Origin of the sequence: Virgisporangium aliadipatigenens (genome assembly GCF_016863615.1) — a bacterium.
GTDB lineage: Bacteria > Actinomycetota > Actinomycetes > Mycobacteriales > Micromonosporaceae > Virgisporangium > Virgisporangium aliadipatigenens.
Window position 1 is genome coordinate 131,246 of the sequence record NZ_BOPF01000019.1, and the last position, 18,174, is coordinate 149,419.

18 protein-coding genes are annotated in these 18,174 nt (G+C 72.9%); 5 read left to right on the plus strand and 13 right to left on the minus strand.

What is annotated here, in order from left to right:
* Position 1: 1 nt before the first annotated feature.
* Both Val02_RS25165 and Val02_RS25170 read right to left on the minus strand, forming a co-directional pair.
* Positions 2 to 871, minus strand: a complete 870-nt coding sequence (locus tag Val02_RS25165) for a chitosanase (RefSeq protein ID WP_203901663.1) — start codon at positions 869 to 871, stop codon at positions 2 to 4.
* A 64-nt stretch (positions 872 to 935) separates the two neighbouring features.
* The gene (locus tag Val02_RS25170; RefSeq protein ID WP_203901664.1) at positions 936 to 2,360 is read right to left on the minus strand and encodes an MFS transporter; all 1,425 of its coding nucleotides are present in this window, start codon (positions 2,358 to 2,360) and stop codon (positions 936 to 938) included.
* Between the two features lie 67 nt (positions 2,361 to 2,427).
* On the opposite strand from Val02_RS25170, the gene Val02_RS25175 reads away from it, so the two are divergent.
* Positions 2,428 to 3,042 (plus strand): TetR/AcrR family transcriptional regulator, encoded by a 615-nt coding sequence (locus Val02_RS25175; protein WP_203901665.1) that lies wholly within the window; start codon positions 2,428 to 2,430, stop codon positions 3,040 to 3,042.
* Between the two features lie 7 nt (positions 3,043 to 3,049).
* Here Val02_RS25175 and Val02_RS25180 read toward each other — a convergent pair whose 3' ends face one another.
* The 4 genes from Val02_RS25180 to Val02_RS25190 are packed head-to-tail and all read right to left on the minus strand — an operon-like array spanning position 3,050 to position 6,153.
* Positions 3,050 to 4,216: a methyl-accepting chemotaxis protein gene (locus Val02_RS25180; protein ID WP_203901666.1), complete on the minus strand. Its 1,167-nt coding sequence runs from the start codon at positions 4,214 to 4,216 to the stop codon at positions 3,050 to 3,052.
* A gap of 33 nt (positions 4,217 to 4,249) precedes the next feature.
* On the minus strand, positions 4,250 to 4,711 hold the full coding sequence (gene rraA / locus Val02_RS25185) for a ribonuclease E activity regulator RraA (RefSeq protein ID WP_239153315.1): 462 nt from the start codon (positions 4,709 to 4,711) through the stop codon (positions 4,250 to 4,252).
* Positions 4,708 to 4,899: a hypothetical protein gene (locus Val02_RS47580; RefSeq protein WP_239153316.1), complete on the minus strand. Its 192-nt coding sequence runs from the start codon at positions 4,897 to 4,899 to the stop codon at positions 4,708 to 4,710. Before Val02_RS47580 ends, rraA begins: the two co-directional genes overlap by 4 nt.
* A 21-nt stretch (positions 4,900 to 4,920) precedes the next feature.
* On the minus strand, positions 4,921 to 6,153 hold the full coding sequence (locus Val02_RS25190; protein ID WP_203901668.1) for an MFS transporter: 1,233 nt from the start codon (positions 6,151 to 6,153) through the stop codon (positions 4,921 to 4,923).
* A 51-nt stretch (positions 6,154 to 6,204) separates the two neighbouring features.
* Between Val02_RS25190 and Val02_RS25195 the strand changes: the two genes are divergently transcribed.
* On the plus strand, positions 6,205 to 6,759 hold the full coding sequence (locus tag Val02_RS25195) for a TetR/AcrR family transcriptional regulator (protein ID WP_203901669.1): 555 nt from the start codon (positions 6,205 to 6,207) through the stop codon (positions 6,757 to 6,759).
* An 11-nt stretch (positions 6,760 to 6,770) separates the two neighbouring features.
* Here Val02_RS25195 and Val02_RS25200 read toward each other — a convergent pair whose 3' ends face one another.
* From Val02_RS25200 to Val02_RS25220, 5 genes are all read right to left on the minus strand, one after another.
* Complete coding sequence (locus tag Val02_RS25200) at positions 6,771 to 7,139, minus strand: STAS domain-containing protein (protein ID WP_203901670.1); 369 nt, start codon at positions 7,137 to 7,139, stop codon at positions 6,771 to 6,773.
* Positions 7,136 to 8,188 (minus strand): cobalamin B12-binding domain-containing protein, encoded by a 1,053-nt coding sequence (locus Val02_RS25205; RefSeq protein WP_203901671.1) that lies wholly within the window; start codon positions 8,186 to 8,188, stop codon positions 7,136 to 7,138. The genes Val02_RS25200 and Val02_RS25205 overlap by 4 nt, the downstream gene beginning before the upstream one ends.
* Complete coding sequence (locus tag Val02_RS25210; RefSeq protein ID WP_203901672.1) at positions 8,181 to 9,899, minus strand: PP2C family protein-serine/threonine phosphatase; 1,719 nt, start codon at positions 9,897 to 9,899, stop codon at positions 8,181 to 8,183. The genes Val02_RS25205 and Val02_RS25210 overlap by 8 nt, the downstream gene beginning before the upstream one ends.
* A gap of 134 nt (positions 9,900 to 10,033) precedes the next feature.
* Positions 10,034 to 11,431 (minus strand): SMI1/KNR4 family protein, encoded by a 1,398-nt coding sequence (locus Val02_RS25215; protein ID WP_203901673.1) that lies wholly within the window; start codon positions 11,429 to 11,431, stop codon positions 10,034 to 10,036.
* Between the two features lie 16 nt (positions 11,432 to 11,447).
* A complete protein-coding gene (locus Val02_RS25220) occupies positions 11,448 to 13,499 on the minus strand; it encodes an MMPL family transporter (protein WP_203901674.1) in 2,052 nt (683 codons plus the stop codon).
* A 53-nt stretch (positions 13,500 to 13,552) separates the two neighbouring features.
* Between Val02_RS25220 and Val02_RS25225 the strand changes: the two genes are divergently transcribed.
* Entirely contained in the window at positions 13,553 to 14,041 is a 489-nt protein-coding gene (locus Val02_RS25225) for a MarR family winged helix-turn-helix transcriptional regulator (RefSeq protein ID WP_203901675.1), read from the plus strand.
* A gap of 106 nt (positions 14,042 to 14,147) precedes the next feature.
* A complete protein-coding gene (locus tag Val02_RS25230; protein ID WP_203901676.1) occupies positions 14,148 to 14,912 on the plus strand; it encodes a response regulator transcription factor in 765 nt (254 codons plus the stop codon).
* Here the strand turns inward: Val02_RS25230 and Val02_RS25235 are convergent.
* Positions 14,870 to 15,448, minus strand: a complete 579-nt coding sequence (locus Val02_RS25235) for a sigma-70 family RNA polymerase sigma factor (protein WP_239153317.1) — start codon at positions 15,446 to 15,448, stop codon at positions 14,870 to 14,872. The two genes, Val02_RS25230 and Val02_RS25235, sit on opposite strands and share 43 nt — an antisense overlap.
* A 313-nt stretch (positions 15,449 to 15,761) precedes the next feature.
* On the opposite strand from Val02_RS25235, the gene Val02_RS25240 reads away from it, so the two are divergent.
* Positions 15,762 to 17,246, plus strand: coding sequence for a S8 family serine peptidase (locus tag Val02_RS25240; protein WP_203901677.1), 1,485 nt, complete (start codon positions 15,762 to 15,764; stop codon positions 17,244 to 17,246).
* 44 nt (positions 17,247 to 17,290) lie between these two features.
* On the opposite strand, the gene Val02_RS25245 is transcribed toward Val02_RS25240, so the two are convergent.
* Positions 17,291 to 17,980, minus strand: a complete 690-nt coding sequence (locus Val02_RS25245; protein WP_203901678.1) for a transglycosylase SLT domain-containing protein — start codon at positions 17,978 to 17,980, stop codon at positions 17,291 to 17,293.
* Positions 17,981 to 18,174: the final 194 nt, after the last annotated feature.

The window sequence follows — 18,174 nt, forward strand, 5'->3', positions numbered from 1 at the left end:
GCTACGGGCCGGTGCCCGGTTCGATGAGGAACGGGTCGCCGTAGACCGTGAAGCGCAGCGGCGGGACCAGGGCCAGGTTTCCCTCCTCGAGGAACGCCCGCTGCACGCCGTCGACGCGGGAGGTGTCCCGCTGCTCGCCGCGATTGCGCTTCATCTGCGCCACCCGTTCGTCGAGGAACGCGCGCAGCCACTCGGCCTCGTCGCCGCCCCGGGAGGGCGGGGTCGCCCGCTGCAGCGTCGCCGCCCGGATGGTGCGCATCCCCGTCGGGCCGTGCTGCACGGCGGCGTCGTAGTAGGCGAACTGGCCCAGTGCCCGCATCCCGTCGGCCTTCGCGTCGCGCACGGCGGGGTTGAAGTACACGCGGTCGCGTTCGGCCTCCTGCGCCGCCTGGAACGCCGGGTCGGCGGCCGCGGTGCGCCAGTCGCGGGGGAAGTCCGGGTCGAGCCCCTCGTGCGACGGCGTGCCGTTGACCCGGCGCAGCGCCGGCAGGTAGCCCGCGAGCGCGTTGCCCGGCACGGCGGCGGTGTACGCCTCGACGAGCCGGAGCATGTCGCCGGTGCGCGAACAGAATCCGATGATGCCGGCCGTGTAGCCGCAGCCGTCGCCGATGTCCTCGATGTAGCCGAACTGCGCCCGCCAGTCCAGCGACGAGTTCTCCGCCGCGGAGACGAGCTTCATCGCGATCCACTTCTTCGCCGGGTCGTCGAGTCCGGCGCCCAGCAGCAGCGGGTCGGGCCCGGCGGGCGGCGCGCTCGTCCAGCGCCGGGCGACGCCGACACTGCTCCGCTCGGCCAGCAGCAGCGCGGGCGCCGCGACGATGGCGATCAGAAGGGCGGTCACGTATCCGACGACCCGCCTGGAGGGTGTCATCGCAGGGTCCCTCTGCCGGTGGACATGGGCGAGCCAGGAAGGCTACGTCAGAGTCGCGAACGTATCAATGCGCGGCCACCGGTTCGCGGGTGACGGTGCGCATGCGCAGCATCGCCCAGCCGACCAGCGCGGCGGCGATCGCCGTGAGGCCCAGCCCGGCCACGGTCACCGCGTCACGGAACTGCGCCGTCTGGTGCGCGTTCCACCGGGAGGCGAGGTCGCCGGTGAACATCGCCGCCAGCACGGTGCCGGTGAGGGCGATCCCCGCGCCGGAGGTGACCTGGGAGGCGGTGTCGACCAGGGCCGCGCCGATGGAGGTGCGGTTCGCCGGCAGGCCGCGGATGACGTTGAGCCCGGCGACGACGCCGACCACGCGCAGCCCGGCCGCCACGAGCACGAGCGCGAGCGCCACCCAGACATAGCCGAGGCGGCCGAACAGCCCGTACACGGCCAGCGCGGCCACGACGGCGGCGGCGCTGATCCAGGCCGCCCGGTCGAGCCCGACCCGTTCGACGAAACGGTTGGCGAGCGAACCGGACGCGATGAGAACGACCACCTGCGGCAGCATGCCGATCGACGCGAGCGCCGGCGACCAGCCCCAGTCGAGCTGCAGCTGCAGGGTGACCAGGTAGCCGAGGCCGGCGACCGCCAGTCCGGCGGCGGCCTTGTAGGCGAGCCCGGCGGAGACCAGGGGGCGGGCGACGAGCCGCAGGTCGAGCAGCGGGTGGCGGGTGGTGCGTTCGCGCACGACGAACAGGGCGGCCGCCGCGCCGGTGGCGAGCGTGGCCGTCCACGGCGCCCACGAGCCGCCGCCCTCGTGGACGAAGAGCGTCGGTGTGACCAGGGCGAACACGATCGCCGCCGTGCCGAGCAGCGCGCCGGGCACGTCGACGGGGTCGCGGTGCAGTTCGGCCGGGTCGTCGGCGGCGACCCCGCGCCGGATCCCGACGAACGCCAGCGCCGCGATGGGCACGTTGACCAGCAGCAACACCTGCCACGGGGCGACGGCGAGCAGGAGGCCGCCGGCCGTCGGGCCCACCGCGAGCCCGACCAGCCCGACGGTGGTGATCAGGTTGAGCGCGCGCACCCGCAGCCCGTCGGCGTCGAAGAGCCGGATCGCCAGCGCGATCGAGCCCGGGGTGGTCATCGCCGCGGCGGCACCCGTGACGGCCCGCACCGCGATGAGCTGTGCGGCGCTGCCGACGAACGCCGTCGCCAGACTCGCGAGGCCCAGCAGCACCAGCCCGACGAGCATGACCCGCCGCCGGCCGAAGCGGTCGGCGACCGCGCCGAAGCCCAGCATCAGCCCGCCGAAGACGACCCCGTACGCGCCCGTCACCCACTGCAGGGCGACGGTCGAGGCGTGCAGTTCGCGGCCGACGGTGGGCAGGGCGACGGTGAGGATCGAGTTGTCGAGCATCTCGAACAGGAACACCGCGGAGAGCCCGGCCAGGGCCACCCACGAATCCCGTAGTGATCGTGGCGTCATGGGGCTAAGTGGAGTTCACCCTAAAATTTTTGTCAACCCTAAACCTGGAGCTTGCTACTCTGATCACGTGACTGAACCCGGACTCCGCGACCGCAAGAAGGCACGCACCCGCCGGCACATCGCGGACACCGCGGCGCGCCTGTTCGCCGAGCGCGGCTACGAACGGGTCACCGTCAGCGAGATCGCCCGCGCGGCCGAGGTCGCCGAGCAGACCCTCTACAACTACTTCCCCACCAAGGAGCAGCTGGTCACCGACCGCGAACAGCAGATCCAGGAGCAGCTGGGCGAGCTGATCCGCACCCGCCCGCGGGACACCAGCCCGGCCGCCGCCATCCGCGCCTTCGCCCTCGACACGGTCGCCGCGATCCGCGACACGCCCCCGGAGAACGCCCCCGGCACGCTCGGCTACCTGGCCGCCGTCAGCCCGGCGATCAACCGGCTGGTCCTGGAGCTGATCGAACGCCAGGCCGTCGCGCTCGCCGCCGCCATCCACGAGTCGAGCGAGGTCACCCCGCAGGTCGCGCGCATCCAGGGGATCGCGCTGGCGGGGGTGTTCCGGATCATCATCAGCGAGGCGGGGCGGCGGGCGCACGAGGGGCAGGGGCCGGCGGAGATCGCCGACACGCTGCACGCCGAGGTCGAGGCGGTGCTCACGGAACTGGACCGCTGGCTGAGCCGGTGAAGCGGAGCTAGTAGCGGAACAGCGCGACCTGCTCCTGCAGCCCTCGCCCCAGGTCCGCCAGCTCCGCGGCCCCGCGCCGCACGTCGCCCACCGCCGTCGCGGCCTCCTCAGCCGCCTGCGCCACGGTCGCGATGTCCCGGGCGATGTTCTCCGAACCGGTGGCCGCGTCCGCGACGCCGTCGTTGATGACCCGGGCGGTGGCGGCCTGCTCCTCGACCGCGGCGGCGATCAGCGCCTGGATCTCGTGGATCCGCCCGACCACGCCGGAGACCTCGCCGATGGAGTGCGCCGCGTGGTCCGCGACGTCGCGGATGGTGGCCACCCGTGCGGTGACGTCGTCGGTGGCCCGGCCGGTCTGCTCCGCGAGCTGCTTCACCTCGTTCGCGACGACGGCGAAGCCCTGGCCGGCGGTGCCGGCGCGGGAGGCCTCGATGGTGGCGTTGAGCGCGAGCAGATTGGTCTGACCGGCGATGGCGGTGATGAGCGCGACGACGTCGCCGATCTCGCGGGACGACGTGGTCACCTCGCCCATGCGCCGGCCGCCCTCCGCCGTCGAGCGCACGGCGTCCGTGGCGACCACGGCGGCCTCGGCGGCGTTGCGCGCGATGTCGGCGATCGAGTCGCCCAGTTCGTGGCTGCCGTCGGAGACGTGGGAGAGATTGGTGGAGACCGAACCGGCGGCACCCGTCACGCGCGCGGCCCGTTCGCTGACGCGTGCGGCGAGCGCGCTGACGGCGTCCGCCGCCCCCTCGAACGCCCGCGCCTCGGCCGCCATCCGGTCCGCGGCGTCGTTCACGGCCGCCATCGTGGTGCCGAGCCCGACGACCATGCTGTTGAGGGCGTCGCCCATCCGGGCCACCTCGTCGCCGCCGGGCACCGTCACGCGCACCGACAGGTCACCCGAGGCGGCCCGGTGCAGCGCCTCCGTCATGATTCGCAGGCGCCGCGAGAGCTGCAGGGTGTGCGCGATGACGATGAGACACGCCGGCACGCCGAGCGCGGGAACGACCATGACGGGAAGCGCCTCCGCCAGCGACGGCGCGGCCACCCAGGTGCGCACGATGCCGATCGCCGGCAACGCGGTGATGAACCCGAGGAACGGAAGCAGGAGGCGTTTGATCGGCCAGGCGGCGAGCATGACGGCCTCCCCGTCGCGAATGAGGGTCGACGTCATATCGGGCAGGCGCCACCCGACCTGAGCGAACCGCTACAGGACGACGATCCCGTCGTCGTCGCTCCACAGTTCGGCGCCCGGCGGGAAGACGCACCCGCCGAACACCACCGGCACGTCCCGCTCCCCCGCGCCGGTCTTGGCGCTCTTGCGCGGGTTCGAGCCGAGGGCCTTGATGCCGATGCCGAGCGTGCGCAGGATCGCGACGTCGCGCACGGCGCCGTTGATGACGACGCCGTGCCAGCCGTTGTCCCGGGCGATCGCGGCGATCACGTCGCCCATCAGCGCGCAGTGCAGCGACCCGCCGCCGTCGACGACCAGGACGTTCCCGTGCCCCGGTGCGGAGACGACCGACTTGAGCAGCGCGTTGTCCTCGCGGCAGCGGACCGTCACGATTTTTCCGTGGAACGTCGTCACGCCCCCGTACTGGCGCAGTTGCAGATCGCAGGAGCCGAGCTTCTCGCCGTGCTCGTCGTACAGGTCGGCGGTGCCCGTCACGGCTGAGCCCTGCGGCGCACGCCGGCCACCACCAGCCCGACACCGGCGAGCGCCACGATCGGCCCCACCACCGCCCAGAACGTCGTCCCGCTCATCGCGCTCCCGCCGAGAATGTTCAGACCTTGCAGGGTCCACACCGCGCCGGAGAGCACCAGCAGCGCACCGATGACGATCAGCATCCATCGCATGCCGTTCAGCATGCACCAGGTTCAGTGCTCGCGGGTGCGGCCGCGGGCCCACAGTCCGGCGGCCACGGTGCCGACGCACAGCGCCACCGCGCTCAGCGCCAGCGATTGCCGCAGCCCCACCGCCGCGCCGAGCAGCCCCACGGTGAACCCGCTGCCGAAGCGCAGCCCGCCCGCGGACATGCCGTACACGCCGAGCACCCGGCCCCGCTGGGACGGCTCGGCGCGCAGCTGCACGACGGTCTGCGAGATCGTCATCGAGGCCATGGCGGCCGTTCCGCCGACGAGCAGCAGTAGCACGGCGAGCCAGATGTTGCGGGTGAGCGCGAAGGCCACTGTGGACAGTCCATAGAGGACGGTGCTGACGATGGCCGCCCGCACCGTGGGCCGGATCCGGTCGAACACCTCCAGCAGCAGCCCGCCGACGACCCCACCGGCGCCGTTGGCCAGCAGCAGGACCCCGTACGCCGCACCGGAGCCGTAGTCGCCGGCGAACTCCGGCATCGCCGACTGCATCGAGGCGCCCACGAAGAACGACCCCAGCCCGGCGAGCACGATCATCGTCATGAGCACCCGGTCGCCGGCGACGTCGCGCAGCACCCGCAGCGCGCCGAGCACACCGAGGCGGGTGGGGTTGGGCCCGCCGTGGCGGGTGTGCCCGGTGAACCGCGTCCGGAACAGGAACAGCGTCAGCGGCAGGTAGAAGAGCACGTTGACGGCGATGCCGGCGGTGGGCCCGAGGCCGAGCAGCAGCGCCGAACCGATCACCGGCCCGAAGAGCACCCCGATGCTGCGGAACGTCGCGTTGAGCCGCACCGCGCTCGGCAGGTCCTCGTTGCCGACGAAGTCGTGCAGCATCAGCTGCTCGCCCGGTCCCCAGAGGGCACCGGCGCAGCCGTGCAGGACGAGCAGCACGCACGCGTGCCAGATCTGCAGCGTGTCGGTGAGGAAGAGCACCGCCCACCCGACGGACGCCAGCATGAACAGCCCCTGCGCGGCCTGCACCACCCGCCGGCAGTCGTACCGGTCGGCGAGCGCGCCGAAGTGCACGGACAGGAACAGGAACGGCAGCCAGTGGCTGATCACCTGGAACCCGGCGAGGAACGGCGAGTGGAACGTCTCCCACAGCACCCAGTAGGTGATCACGTGCTCGATGTTGTCGGCCATCATGGCGAGCCCGGCACCGATCATGTACGGCCGCGCGTCGCGGTTGCGCAGCGCGGCGAATTTCCTGGGCGCGGTGGTGCTCGTCTCCATGATGAGAGAACCTACCAATTACGAGTCACCGTGTCTTGTTATTGTGAAGGCATGCACACCCGCAACGGACCCGGCCGCCCGCGCAGCGAACGCTGCCGCCAGGACATCCTGGACGCCGTCGACGATCTCCTCGTGGAGGTCGGCTACGCGGCCATGACGATGAAGGGCATCGCCGAGCGGGCCGGCGTCGGCCGGCAGACCGTGTACCGCTGGTGGTCCACCAAGGCGGAGGTCCTGCTGGAGGCCTGCGTCGAGGACTTCGCCGAGGAACTGACCGTCGAGGCGCACCCCGACCCGGCACAGGACCTGCTCGGCTACCTGTGCGCGCTCACGACGTTCCTGATCGGGGATCCGCCCGGAATCGCCTACCGGGCCCTGCTCGGCGAGGCCCAGCACGACGCCGCCGTGCGCGAACTGCTCCGCGACGATCCCCTGACCAGCAGCGCCGCGGCCGTGCTGCGGCGCACGGGCAGTCCCGCGGACAGCCTCGCCGTGGCGCAGTTCGTGGGGCCGGTGCTGAGCCAGGTGCTGGTCGGGCCGGCTCCCCTGGATCCCGAGGCGCTGCGCCGGCACGTCGACCTGCTGCTCACCGCCTGGCGGGCATGACCGGACGTCGTTCAGCCGGCCGACACGTCCGCGGCGTCGACGTCGGCCGGCGCGTCGATGCCGAACATCGGCGCCAGCCCGGTGTACGAGAACAGCCGCGCCACCTGCCCCGAGACCCCGACGAGCGCCAGCGAGCCGCCCGCGGCGAGCAGCCGGCGGCGCAGCCCGACCAGCGCGCCGAGCCCCGTCGAGTCGCAGAACTCCAGCTCCGACAGGTCCAGCACCACCCGGCCGCCCGGCCGGTCGGCCCACCCCACGAGCACGTCCTGCAGCTCCGGCACGGTGTCCACGTCGAGATCGCCACCGACGCGAACGGTCACCGTCGAGCCCTCCTCGGTGACCGTCAGCTCCAGGTACGGATCGTCCGGATCCTCACTCACCGGTCCACCTTTCGTGCCGGTCCGGCCCCTTCCCGGGAACGGAGCGCGTCGCGGCCGGCGTCCATCATCGCCGCCGCCCGGGGGAAGTCGTACAGCAGGTCGCGGTAGACACCCAGCGACAGGTCGACCGTGTGCAGCGGCACCGACCGCCCGTCGAGCACGTCGGCGAGCCAGTGCAGGAACCCGGTGAACAGTTCGGGGTCGTCGACGTACACGGCCGCGGCGAGGAAGTCCACGATGTAGCCGAGGTCGTCGACCGTGTGCCGCAGCTGAACGTCCGAGTAGCCGGCCATCGCCGGGAAGCGTTCCGTCAGCGCGGCGACGGCGGCGTCGACCAGTTCCGCCCGGCGCTTGACGACCAGGCGGTACTCGTCGTCGGCGAGATGGCCGGGCGCCCCGCCGAACTCCGCCGGCCCGACCACGGCCGCCTCGACCTCGGTGACCGCGGCACGCGCGTCGGCGGCCCAGCGCGTGATGCCGAGCGCCCGCGCCCAGCGCCCCTGCGGCCCGAACCCGCGCCCGCCGACCACGACCGGCGTGCCCATCCGGCGGCAGGACTCGACGACCGCGTGCGCGACCGGCAGCCGCAGCGGGACGGCGCAGCTCAACGCCACCACGTCCGGGTTGTGCTGATGCAGGTAGCCGGTCAGGTGCGCGGCCGGCACGCTCGCCCCGAGGAACGTCACCCGCCAGCCCGCCAGGCGCAGCACCTCCGCGACGATGCGCGCCGGCAGCGCGTGGAACTCCTGGTCGAGGCAGGAGACGACGACCGAGCCCCGGTCGGTGGCGTGCGGGGTGCGCGCGGCGACGGCCGCCACGGCGCGGTCGCTGATGTGCGTGGCGGCGTGCTCCTGGGCGACGTTCCAGGCGTTGGACTGCCACAGCTCGCCGACCCGCCGCTGCGCGGTGGCGATCACGTCCACGAGCACGTCGACGGGGTCGGCTCCGGCGTCGATCAGGCCGGTGACCAGGTCGACGGCGGCCCGTTCGTCGGCGGCGTGCAGGTGCCCGAGATAGGTCGCGACCCCGCGCGTGAGGGCGTCAGGCATCGGTGCCGCCGTCGGTGCTGCTGTCGGTAGTCACCGATTGGAGGTGACGTGCGGAGCGCGCCGCCGGGGCCTGCACCACGAAGACGGTCACGTCGTCGTGCGGGACGCCGCCGGCCCACGCCAGGGCGAGCATCTCCAGGCGTTCGGCGACGGCGGCCGCGGGCATGCCGGCGCAGCGGGCCAGCTCGATCGGCAGGTGCGCCGTGCCGAACATCTCCCCGCCCCGGCCGCGCGCCTCGGTCACCCCGTCGCTGACCACCACGACGGTCTCCCCCGGCCTCAGGTGAACGGTGTGCTCGACCGGCTCGGCACCGGCCGTGACACCCATCGCGAGGCCGGCGAGCGGAAGCTGTTCCACGGCGGCGTCGCGCCGCAGCACCAGCGGCGGCACGTGGCCACCACCGGCGAGCGTCACGTCCAGCCCGCCGCGGCCACGCGTCACCCGGCCCACGACACCGGTCACGAACCGCACCGTGTCGGCGTTCTCGTTCGCCTCGACGATGACGTCGTTGAGCAGGTGCACGAGGCGGGCGGGCCGGCGTTCGACCCGCCACAGGCCGCTGAGCGTGTGGCGCACCAGCGCGTTGAGCCCGGCGGCGGGAACGCCCTTGCCGCAGACGTCGCCGACGGCGAAGAGCATGCCGCCGTTCGGTTCGGCCCAGGCCTGGTAGAAGTCGCCGCCGACGCGGGCGAGATCCTGTCCGTGGCGCAGCGCGGCGCCGAGTTCGACGCCCGGGACGTCCGGCAGCGGCGGCGGCGCGGCGTGCGCCCGGAACGCCTCGGCCATCCGGCCCTGTTCGGCGAAGGTGGCCGACGCGGCGAGCGCCAGCCCGCACCGCTGGACGAACCCGTCGACCGTCGGCCAGTCCTCGAGGTCGAACGCGCCCCGCCCGTCCGGGTACCGGGCGAGCACCAGCACGGCGGGCGCGACACCGCCGCTGTCCAGGGCGACGGCCACCGCGTCCACGACGTCCTCGGCCCGCCGCCCCGCCGGAAGAAACCCGTCCAGCAGCGCCGGCGCGTCCGCGTCCCGAACGGGCACCGGCGCGGCCGCCCCGATCAGGTCCCGCAGCGCCGCCGGCAGCGCGGAAGCCCGCGACTCCCCGTGCTCGACCACCGCCCGCCCCTCGCCCGGCCGGGGGCATACCTCGGCGCGCCACCAGCGCACCCGGCCGCGCCGCCCGCGCGTCACCAGCACGGCGAGATCCGCCAGGGCCGGCACGGCGAGCCCCACGGCCACGGCCGCGGTGCGGTCCGGATGCAGCAGCACCCCGAGCCGGGCCGCGCAGTCGGCGAGGAACCGGGCCCGGAGCCGTTCGGCGAGCACCGCGTCGATGCGGCGCACGTCGTCGCTGACGTCCCGCACGAACCAGGCGCTGCGCCCGCGCGGCAGCGGCACGCGCCGGGTGCGGATGACCCGGTCGCCGGTGCGGATCTCGCCGGGCCCGTGCGCGTCCTCGACCAGCCCCAGGTCGGCCGCGGGCGCCCCGACGCGCACGGCGCCGAGCACGTCCCGCGCCTCGGCGTTGACGCCGGCGACCGTGCCGCTGGCCTCGTCCACGACGACGACGCCCTCGTCGAGGGCCTCCACGACATCGCCCCAGCCGTCCCGGTCACCGGCCGCGACGCTGCGCGGGGGAGGCGCCGGCGGGGCCGCGGCGGGCCGCGGGGCGTCCGGAGCGGCATTCGGATCGAGATCATCGACGACCATGTGCCACCCCGTCCGGGCAGGCTGCGGCGGGACGCGCCGCGGCTCTCGGCACGCCCGGGGCACGTGCCCGGGACGTCGTCACAACGATCGAGCCTAAGCGGATCTTGCCGGGGCCGCCACTCGAAGGGCGCCGCTCACCCGTGCGTGCGCAGCTGCGACGCCCACTCGATCGCCTCGGCCAGCGGCGTGTGCCCGCCGAGGGCGGCGACGGCGAGCCCGCGCGGGACGGCGTTCGCGGCGCGCAGGTGCCGCCACTGCGCCGGGCTCAGCGTCAGGACCCGCAGGGCGCGCAGGTCGCCGATCCGGTCGAGGTCGGGCACGTCGACGGCGGACAGGTCGAGGTCGTCCAGCGCCGGCAGGCCGGCGAGCGGCGCCAGCGGGACGGCGGCCCGCACCCCCGACACGGCGAGGGTGCGCAGCGTGGGATGCCCGGCGAGGGCCGCCAGGTCGGCCTCGGCCGCGTCGAGCCTGAGTTCCTCGACCGCGAGGTCGTGCGGCAGTCGCCCATGCACCCGCGCCGCGCCGTCGACCGTCACCTCCCGCACTCGGGGGAACTCCCGCAGCGCGGCCAGGTCGAGCACGGCACCCGCCTCGGCGAAGAACTTCTTCGTGCCGCCGTAGGGATCCGATCGTTCGTCCTCGGGCGGCTTGCCGATGCCGGCGCCGATCTCGAGGCGCGGGAACTCCGGCTGCGGGATCTTGTAGTCGTCGGCCTTCAGGGCGGCCACGACCTGGCGCATCAGCGCGGTGATCGAGTCCGCCACGTGGCCGGGCGGGCCGAAGTGGTCCCGCCCGTACTCGACCAGCCGTCCGGGCACCCCCTCGTCGCCGGGTGCGAGGTCGACGGCGCCGTAGTTCATCGCGGCGTCGTGGGTGAGCGTCAGCAGTCGGGTGCCGTCCAGGTCGAAGGCGCCGGGCGAATCGTCCGCGTGCCACTCCACGACCTGTTCGAGCGGCATCAGGTTCTGCGCGCCGAGCAGCCCCTCCTCCCGATCGTCGCCGATCAGGCGGTACAGGGCGCGCACGTCCTCCGGCAGCCGCAAACCGATCCGGGTCTCGGCGGCGAGGATCTCCTCCTCGGTGTGTCCCGGCGGGAACCCGGGATCGCCGCCCTTGATGCGCCGGTACTGGGCGGTGAACTCCTCGACCAAGGCGCGCACCGCGGCCAGCACGCCCGGGTCGGTCGGCCGGTCGGAGACGGTGAAGTCCGCGGGTACCTCGACGCCCGGCAGCCGGCGGGTGGCGCGGGACGGGTCGAGCACCACAACGGCCGGCGAGACCCACTCCAGCTCGAACGTGTGCGTCAGCACCGGCGCGCCGGCCGCGTCGAGGCGCAGTTCGACGATGAGGGTGCGCTCCTCCCCCGGCGGGCGCAGCCGGTCGGCCACGGCGCGCAGCGCGTCGATCGTGCGCCGGTCCGCGATCGGCCGCACGATCGACGCCCCGGGCTTGAACACGGCCTGCAGCGCGGTGTGCCCGTGCGGTGCGAACAGCCGTGCGAGTTCGGCGCCGGCCCCCGTGAGATCACTCATGCGCCGTACCGTACGGCTACACCGGCATCCTTGCCGCCCCCGCTTCACTGTCCACAGTGGACGAACTACCGGCGGGGCGGGCCGGCCACCAGAAACGTTCCCCCAGAAGAAGAGCGACCACCGGGACGACGATGGTGCGCACCAACAGCGTGTCGAGCAGGACACCGATGCCCACGATCACGCCGATCTGGGTCAGCGCGATCACCGGAAGCACCCCGAGGACGGCGAACACCGCTGCCAGCAGGACCCCGGCGGACGTGATCACCCCTCCCGTAGCGGCGAGCGCACGCAGCGTGCCGGCGCGGGTGTCGCCGCGGGCGGCGGCCTCGTCGCGGGCCCGCGCGACCAGGAAGATGTTGTAGTCCACGCCGAGTGCCACGAGGAACAGGAAGCTCAGCAGCGGCACGTTGTCGTCCAGCCCGGCGAAGCCGAACCCCGCGCGCAGCACGATCGTCGCCGCGCCCAGGCTGGCGGCGTAGCTGATCACCACGGTCAGCAGCAGCACGACCGGTGCCACCAGCGAACGCAGCAGCAGCACCAGCACCAGCAGCACCACGCCGAGGATGAGCGGCACCACGACCCGGTCGTCGCGCAGGTTGGCCTCGCGCTGGTCGAGGTCGGCGGCCGGCGGCCCGCCCACGAGCGCACCGTCGACGCCGGCGAGCGCGTCGCGCAGGCGCTGCACGGTGCGGTCGGCGTCGGAGGTGCCGGAGCCGCTGCGCAGTTCGACGGTGAGCTGGGTGAGGGCGCCGTCGTCGGAACGTTCGGGCGCGCGCACCGCGGCCACCCCCTCGACCGCGCGGGCCTTCTCCGCGACCGCCTGCGCGTCCCCGCTGCCGCTGATCACCTTGACCGGCTGCGCCACCCCGCCGGGGAAGTGCCGGGCCAGGATCTCCTGCCCGACAACCGATTCCACCTTCGTGCGGAACTGCTCCGTCTGCGACAGCCCCACGTCCACCCGCAGCAGGCCGAGGGAGAAGACGGCGAGCACGCCCAGCGCGACGGCGAGCACGAGCCCGGGCCGCCGCCCCACCGCGTGCGCCACCCTGGCCCACAGCCCCGACTCGGTCGGATCGGCGCTGCCCACCTCGGGGACCTTCGGCCAGAACACCCCGCGCGGCAGCCCCACCAACGCGGCCGGCAGCACGAACAGGCCGAACAGCAGCGCCACCAGCACGCCGAGCGCGGAGGCGACGCCGAGCGTGCGATTGCTCACGAGCACCGCCGCGAGCAGGGTCAGCAGGGCGAGGACGACCGTGCCGGCGCTGGCCACGATCGCGGGAGCGGCACCGCGCCAGGCCCTGGTCATCGCCTCGCGGCGGGACTCGGTGCGGCGCAGTTCCTCGCGGTAGCGGCTGATCAGCAGCAGCGCGTAGTCGGTGCCGGCGCCGAAGACGAGCACGGAGACGATGCCGCTCACCGAGGCGTCGGTGCGTTCGCCGAGAACGTGCGCCACCACCGGCATCAGCTTGGCGACCAGTTGGTCGGCGAGCCCGATCACCAGCAGCGGCACGATCCACAGCACCGGACTCCGGTACGTGATCAGAAGAAGAACGGCCACCACGGCGGCGGTCGACATCAGCAGCGTCACGTCGGCCCCCTCGAACGCCGCCGAGATGTCCCGCCCGAACGCCGCTCCCCCGGTCACCTTCGCGTCGACGCCGGAGGCCTGCACGGCTTCGCGGATCGCGTCGACGGCGGCGTTCGCGGTCTCGTCGTCGATCCCCTCGCGCAGCGGCACCACGAGCAGGACGGCCCGCCCGTCGTCGGCGCGGACGGGCGGCGGCCCCGGCACGACGTCGGGCACCGCGCGCAGGCGGGTCGCGAGCCGCGCCAGGGCGGCCTCGTCGCTCGTCTCGGAGACCACGATGGCGCTGGGCGTGCGCCCGCTGGGGAACCGGTCCGCCAGTTCGGTGACCCGGGTGGACTGCGCCCCGGCCGGCAGCCCGTCGGTGGGCTCGGCGGCCGGCTGTTCCGGCGACAGCACGAACGCCAACCCCGCGATCACGATCGTCGCGAGCAGCACGAGCACCGCTCCGAGCCGCCCGGTGAACCACGCCTTCCGCACAGCAGGCCCCCAACGTTTCCATCATCGAATCTTTCGACCATGGAAAAGATAAGATGTCAGCCGTGCCATCGCAACCGGAACGCGACGACGTCATGCAGCAGCTCATCGCCGCACTCCAGCAGTTCACCGTGGAGAGCGACGTGTTCGTCGACGTGTTCGCGCGGGCACACGGCCTCGGCCGCAGCGACCTCAACGCCATCATGTGGATCAGCACCGGCGCGCGCGACGGCCGGCCGCTCACCGTCGGCGAACTCGCCCAGCGGCTCAGCCTCAGCCCGGCCGCCGCCACCGCACTGGTCGACCGGCTCGAACGCGTCGGCCACGTGGAGCGCGCCCGCGAGCCCGGCGACCGCAGGCGGGTGACCGTCAAGATGAACGACAAGGCGCTGGAACTGGCGACCGCGTTCTTCGTGCCGCTGCGCGGACACATGGACGCGGCGGCCGAGGGGTTGAGCGACGAGGATCTGGCGCGCACGGCGGCGGTGGTGCGCCGGATGATGGCCGCCGTCATCGCCGCCCGCGAGGCCGCGCTCCGCCCGTAGGAGGCCGACCGACGCCACCCCGGGGTGTGAACGGCAAGTGATCTGGCCGGTGAGTGATCGCCGTCGCCAGAATCCACACACCACACGCACACCTCGGGGATGACGGATGACGCACCGGACCACGACCGGACACGTGCTCGTCGCGGACGGCGATCGCACGCACGCGGAAGCCCTTCGCAGGCACCTCGAATCGAACGGCTACCGCACGACGACCGTCCGGAACCCACGGGATGCGTCGGAGCAGATACGACGCCTCGCTCCGGATCTCGTCGCCCTGGACATCACGATGCTCACGTCGAACGACTTCGAGATCCACCGGTTCCGGCCGCGGCGGTCACCGGCGCCGGCGCTGGTGCTGACCGCGCACGCGGCCGACGACAATCTGATGCGGGGCCTGGAGTCCGGCGCGGACGACTATCTCATCAAGCCCTACGACGCGCGCGAACTGTTGGTCCGGGTGCGCGCCGTGCTGCGCCGCGTCGACCGGGTGGCCACGGGCCCGAAGCACCGCCGCGTCGGCGCCATCACTGTCGACTCCGAGAACCACACCGTCACGGTCGGCGGCCGGGAAATCGACTGCACACCCGCGGAGTTCGCGATCCTCGAAGCGATGACGCGCCGGCCGGCACAGATCTTCTCCCGGGCGCAGCTGCGCCAGTACGCCTCGGGGCGCGGCGGCGGTGAGACCAACCGGGTCATCGACACGCACGTTCTCAATCTGCGGCGCAAGATCGAGCCGAACCCGCGCCGCCCGGACCATCTGCTCACCGTCTACGGCCTGGGCTACAAACTGGTCGACGGCGGGATGCCGGCCGACGGGCCGCGCGGCTACTCGGTGCCGATCACGGCGCCCAGTGCGCGTAACGCGTAGAACGTCCGCGACTTCACCGTTCCCTCGGGAATGCCGAGACGCTCGGCGGCCTCCGCCGTGGTCGAACCGCGGTAGTACAGCTCCACGAGGACATTGCGGTGCTCGGGCGTCAGGTCCGGCAGCGCGGCCCGCACGGTCTGCACGGCGACCATCCGCTCGACGATGTCGCCGGATACCTCGTCGGCAGCGGCCAACGAGGCGATGTCGGTGAGGTAGATCTCCCGCGGCCGGGACTGGCGGGCCCGACCGGCGTCGATGGTGACGTTGCGGGCGACGGTGTAGAGCCAGGGCCGCAGTCCGTCGCTCTCGCCGGGCAGGTGTCGGATGTTGCGCCAGGCCCGCAGCAGAACCTCCTGCAGCAGATCCTCCGCCAGCTCCCGGTCGCCCAGGGTCAGCCGGAGCAGGTAGCGCAGGATGCCGGCGGCGTGCGTGTCGTAGATCGCCCGCATCCGAACTTTCGCGTCGGCGTCCGGCCCGTCCCCCGGATCGCGGACGGCACGAACGCCCGGCGCTTCTTCGCTCGGCCGCGCGGGCACAGGCGCCCCCCTTTCCGAATCACATCGCCCTCGGCCATCCCGTAGCCAATTACGCCGATCATAAGTGGTACCTCCCGGTAATGAACCGTGCCGCGCGAATAGCCGTTGTGATGACGCGCCGATGACGCACCTCGCCACCGGACGCCAATTGTCAAGACAATGTCAACGACGCCGGACGATGGAGGTTGTCAACAGAATGTCAATTCCGAGAATTTCCGTCACGCTCCGCGTCGGATTGGCGGTCACCGCGATCCTGGGCCTATTCTTCGCAGCCCTGAGCGCACCGGCGCAAGCTGCGGGTTCCGACGAATACGTGAAGTACTACACGGTGCGCGACGGCTCGGAAACCCTCTCCGCCGTCGCGCAGCGATACCTCGGGACGGGCAGCCGGTCGTTCGAGATCTTCGACCTCAACGCGGGGCGCAAGCAGCCGGACGGTGCGGCGCTGACCTCGGGGAGCAAGCTCAAGGCGGGGTGGCACCTGGTGCTGCCGTGGGACGCCGTGGGCGAGGGCGTCGATTACGGCACCCTGCCCGCCGGGAAGCCGCCCGCGGCCGCCTCGCCGCCGCCCAGCCCCCGGGCCGCCAAATCGGAGCCCCCGCGGGGCAACGCCGGCCCGGCGAGCAACCCGCCGCCCTCCTCCGCCGCGCCACCGCCGCCGTCGGCCCCCGTACCGCCGGAGGCGAACAAGTGCGTGGTGGCGACCTCGCCCCTGGCGACCGACTGGACCCGCGAGAAGCTCGGGCACGAGCGCGCCTGGGTGCGCAGCAGGGGCGCCAACCAGCTGGTGGCGATCATCGACAGCGGCGTCGACGGCAAGGCGGCCGGGCTCCAGGGCCACGTCGCGGCCGGGACGGACCTCGTCACCGGCGGCAAGGGCGACGTCGACTGCGTGGGAACGGGCACCGCGATGGCCGGCGTCATCGCCGCCCAGCCGAAGGACGGCACCCCCGGCGGGCTGGCACCGGCCTCGACCGTCCTGCCGGTGCGCCTGGTCGCCGCCCAGAGCGACCAGGCGAAGCCCGCTGACCAGGTGAAAGCCATCGAGGCCGCGGTGTCGGCCGGGGTCGGGATCATCGCGCTCGGCCCCTACGTCAACACGGCCGACGAGGCCGTCGCGAAGGCCGTTCAGGCGGCCGTCGACAAGAACGTCGTCGTGGTGCTCGGCGCGCCCGTCGGGGTGGGATCGTCGACCGCCAAGCCGGGTGTGCTGCGGGTAGGCGGGCTCGACAAGGACGGCCGGACGACCGCGGACTACCAGCCGGGCGGCGTCGACGTCGTCGCGCCGGGCGCCGACGTCAGCAACCTCGGCGGCCGCAGCAACGGGCCGCACCTCGCGGTCGCGTTCGTCGCCGGGCAGGCGGCACTGATCCGCGCGGTGTACCCGGAACTCGACGCGAAGGCGGTCACCGAGCGGATCCAGCGCACCGCCGCCAAGGTCGCCGACCGCAACCAGCCGGACCCGGCCGTCGGCTGGGGACTCATCGATCCGGTCGCCTCGTTGACCAGCCCGTTCCCCGAGGAGAACAGCGCCGCGCAGTCGGCGAAGCCGGAGAACACGTCGTCCGGTTCGGGCTCCCTGGCGGTGATGATCGTCCTGTTCCTGCTCGGGGCGGCGTTCATCCTGGTGGGCTGGCTGATCTGGCGCTTCCTGGGCTCGCGTTCGGCCGGGCCGGACGATGACGACGATGACGACGACGACGAGCACAGCCCGTCCTCGTTCGGGAAGCTGCGGCCCGCGCTGATCGGATCCGGCGCCTTCTGGGGCGACGACCGGCGCGGATCCGACGACGACTGACCGGAGTCCGTCCCGCCCGTCCCGGCGACGGGCGGGACGCTCCGCTACTGCTGCACGTTGATGTTCGAGTCGGCGTTGTAGTAGCCGAACAGCGAACGCACCATGTGCGGATACCCCTGGATCTCCCCCGGCGGGATGCCACCGGCGGTCTTCACCGCGTCGATGCCCACCCGGTACGCGACGAGCGTGAGGTCCAGCTTGTCGCCGATCACCTTCTTGTCGTTGACCAGCGTCTCCACCTGCTTGTACAGGTCGCACAGGTAACGTCCCTGCGCCCGGATCGCGTCCGTCGGGTCGTTCACCGAGGTCTTGCCGTTGCCGTCGTCGTCCTTGCCGTGCGTCGCGAAGGCGGACGTGGGGATCTGGGTGATGCCCTCGCCGTACTTCCCCGGCCCGATGTCCTTGTTGAACCGGGACTCGGCCTGGATCTGCGACGCGATGAGCACCGACCCGATCTGCGTGCACTCCTGACCGGCGTCCTCCACGGCGTCCAGGTAGTCGGCCGGCACGCGGTCGGTGAACAGCGCCTTGCGCCCGTCGCCGGAGGCGGCGACGTACAGCTGCTGGGCCATCGTCACGTCGGGCGCGGCCGTGCCTCCCGACCCGCCGCCGAAGATCGCCTTGAAGATCATCATGAGGATGATGATCGGCAGCAGCGCGGCGAAACAGATCATGAAGATGCCCAGGCCGATGATGGCGAAAGGCGACGCGGACGCGGCCCCTACCGCCCCCATGCCGGCGGCGTATTCCACGTAATAGTTTTTCCGGTCTTTCGGGGGCTTGCTTGCGCGAAGCCGCGCGGCGCCTTTACCCGCGCCGGAAGCGGCCGCAGCTGGACCCGCCATACGTCCTCCTTCAGGGTCGCCGGGGCATACCCAATATTGATTTCACGTCTCCTTGAACCGCCTCGAACGGCCGACCGTTGTTG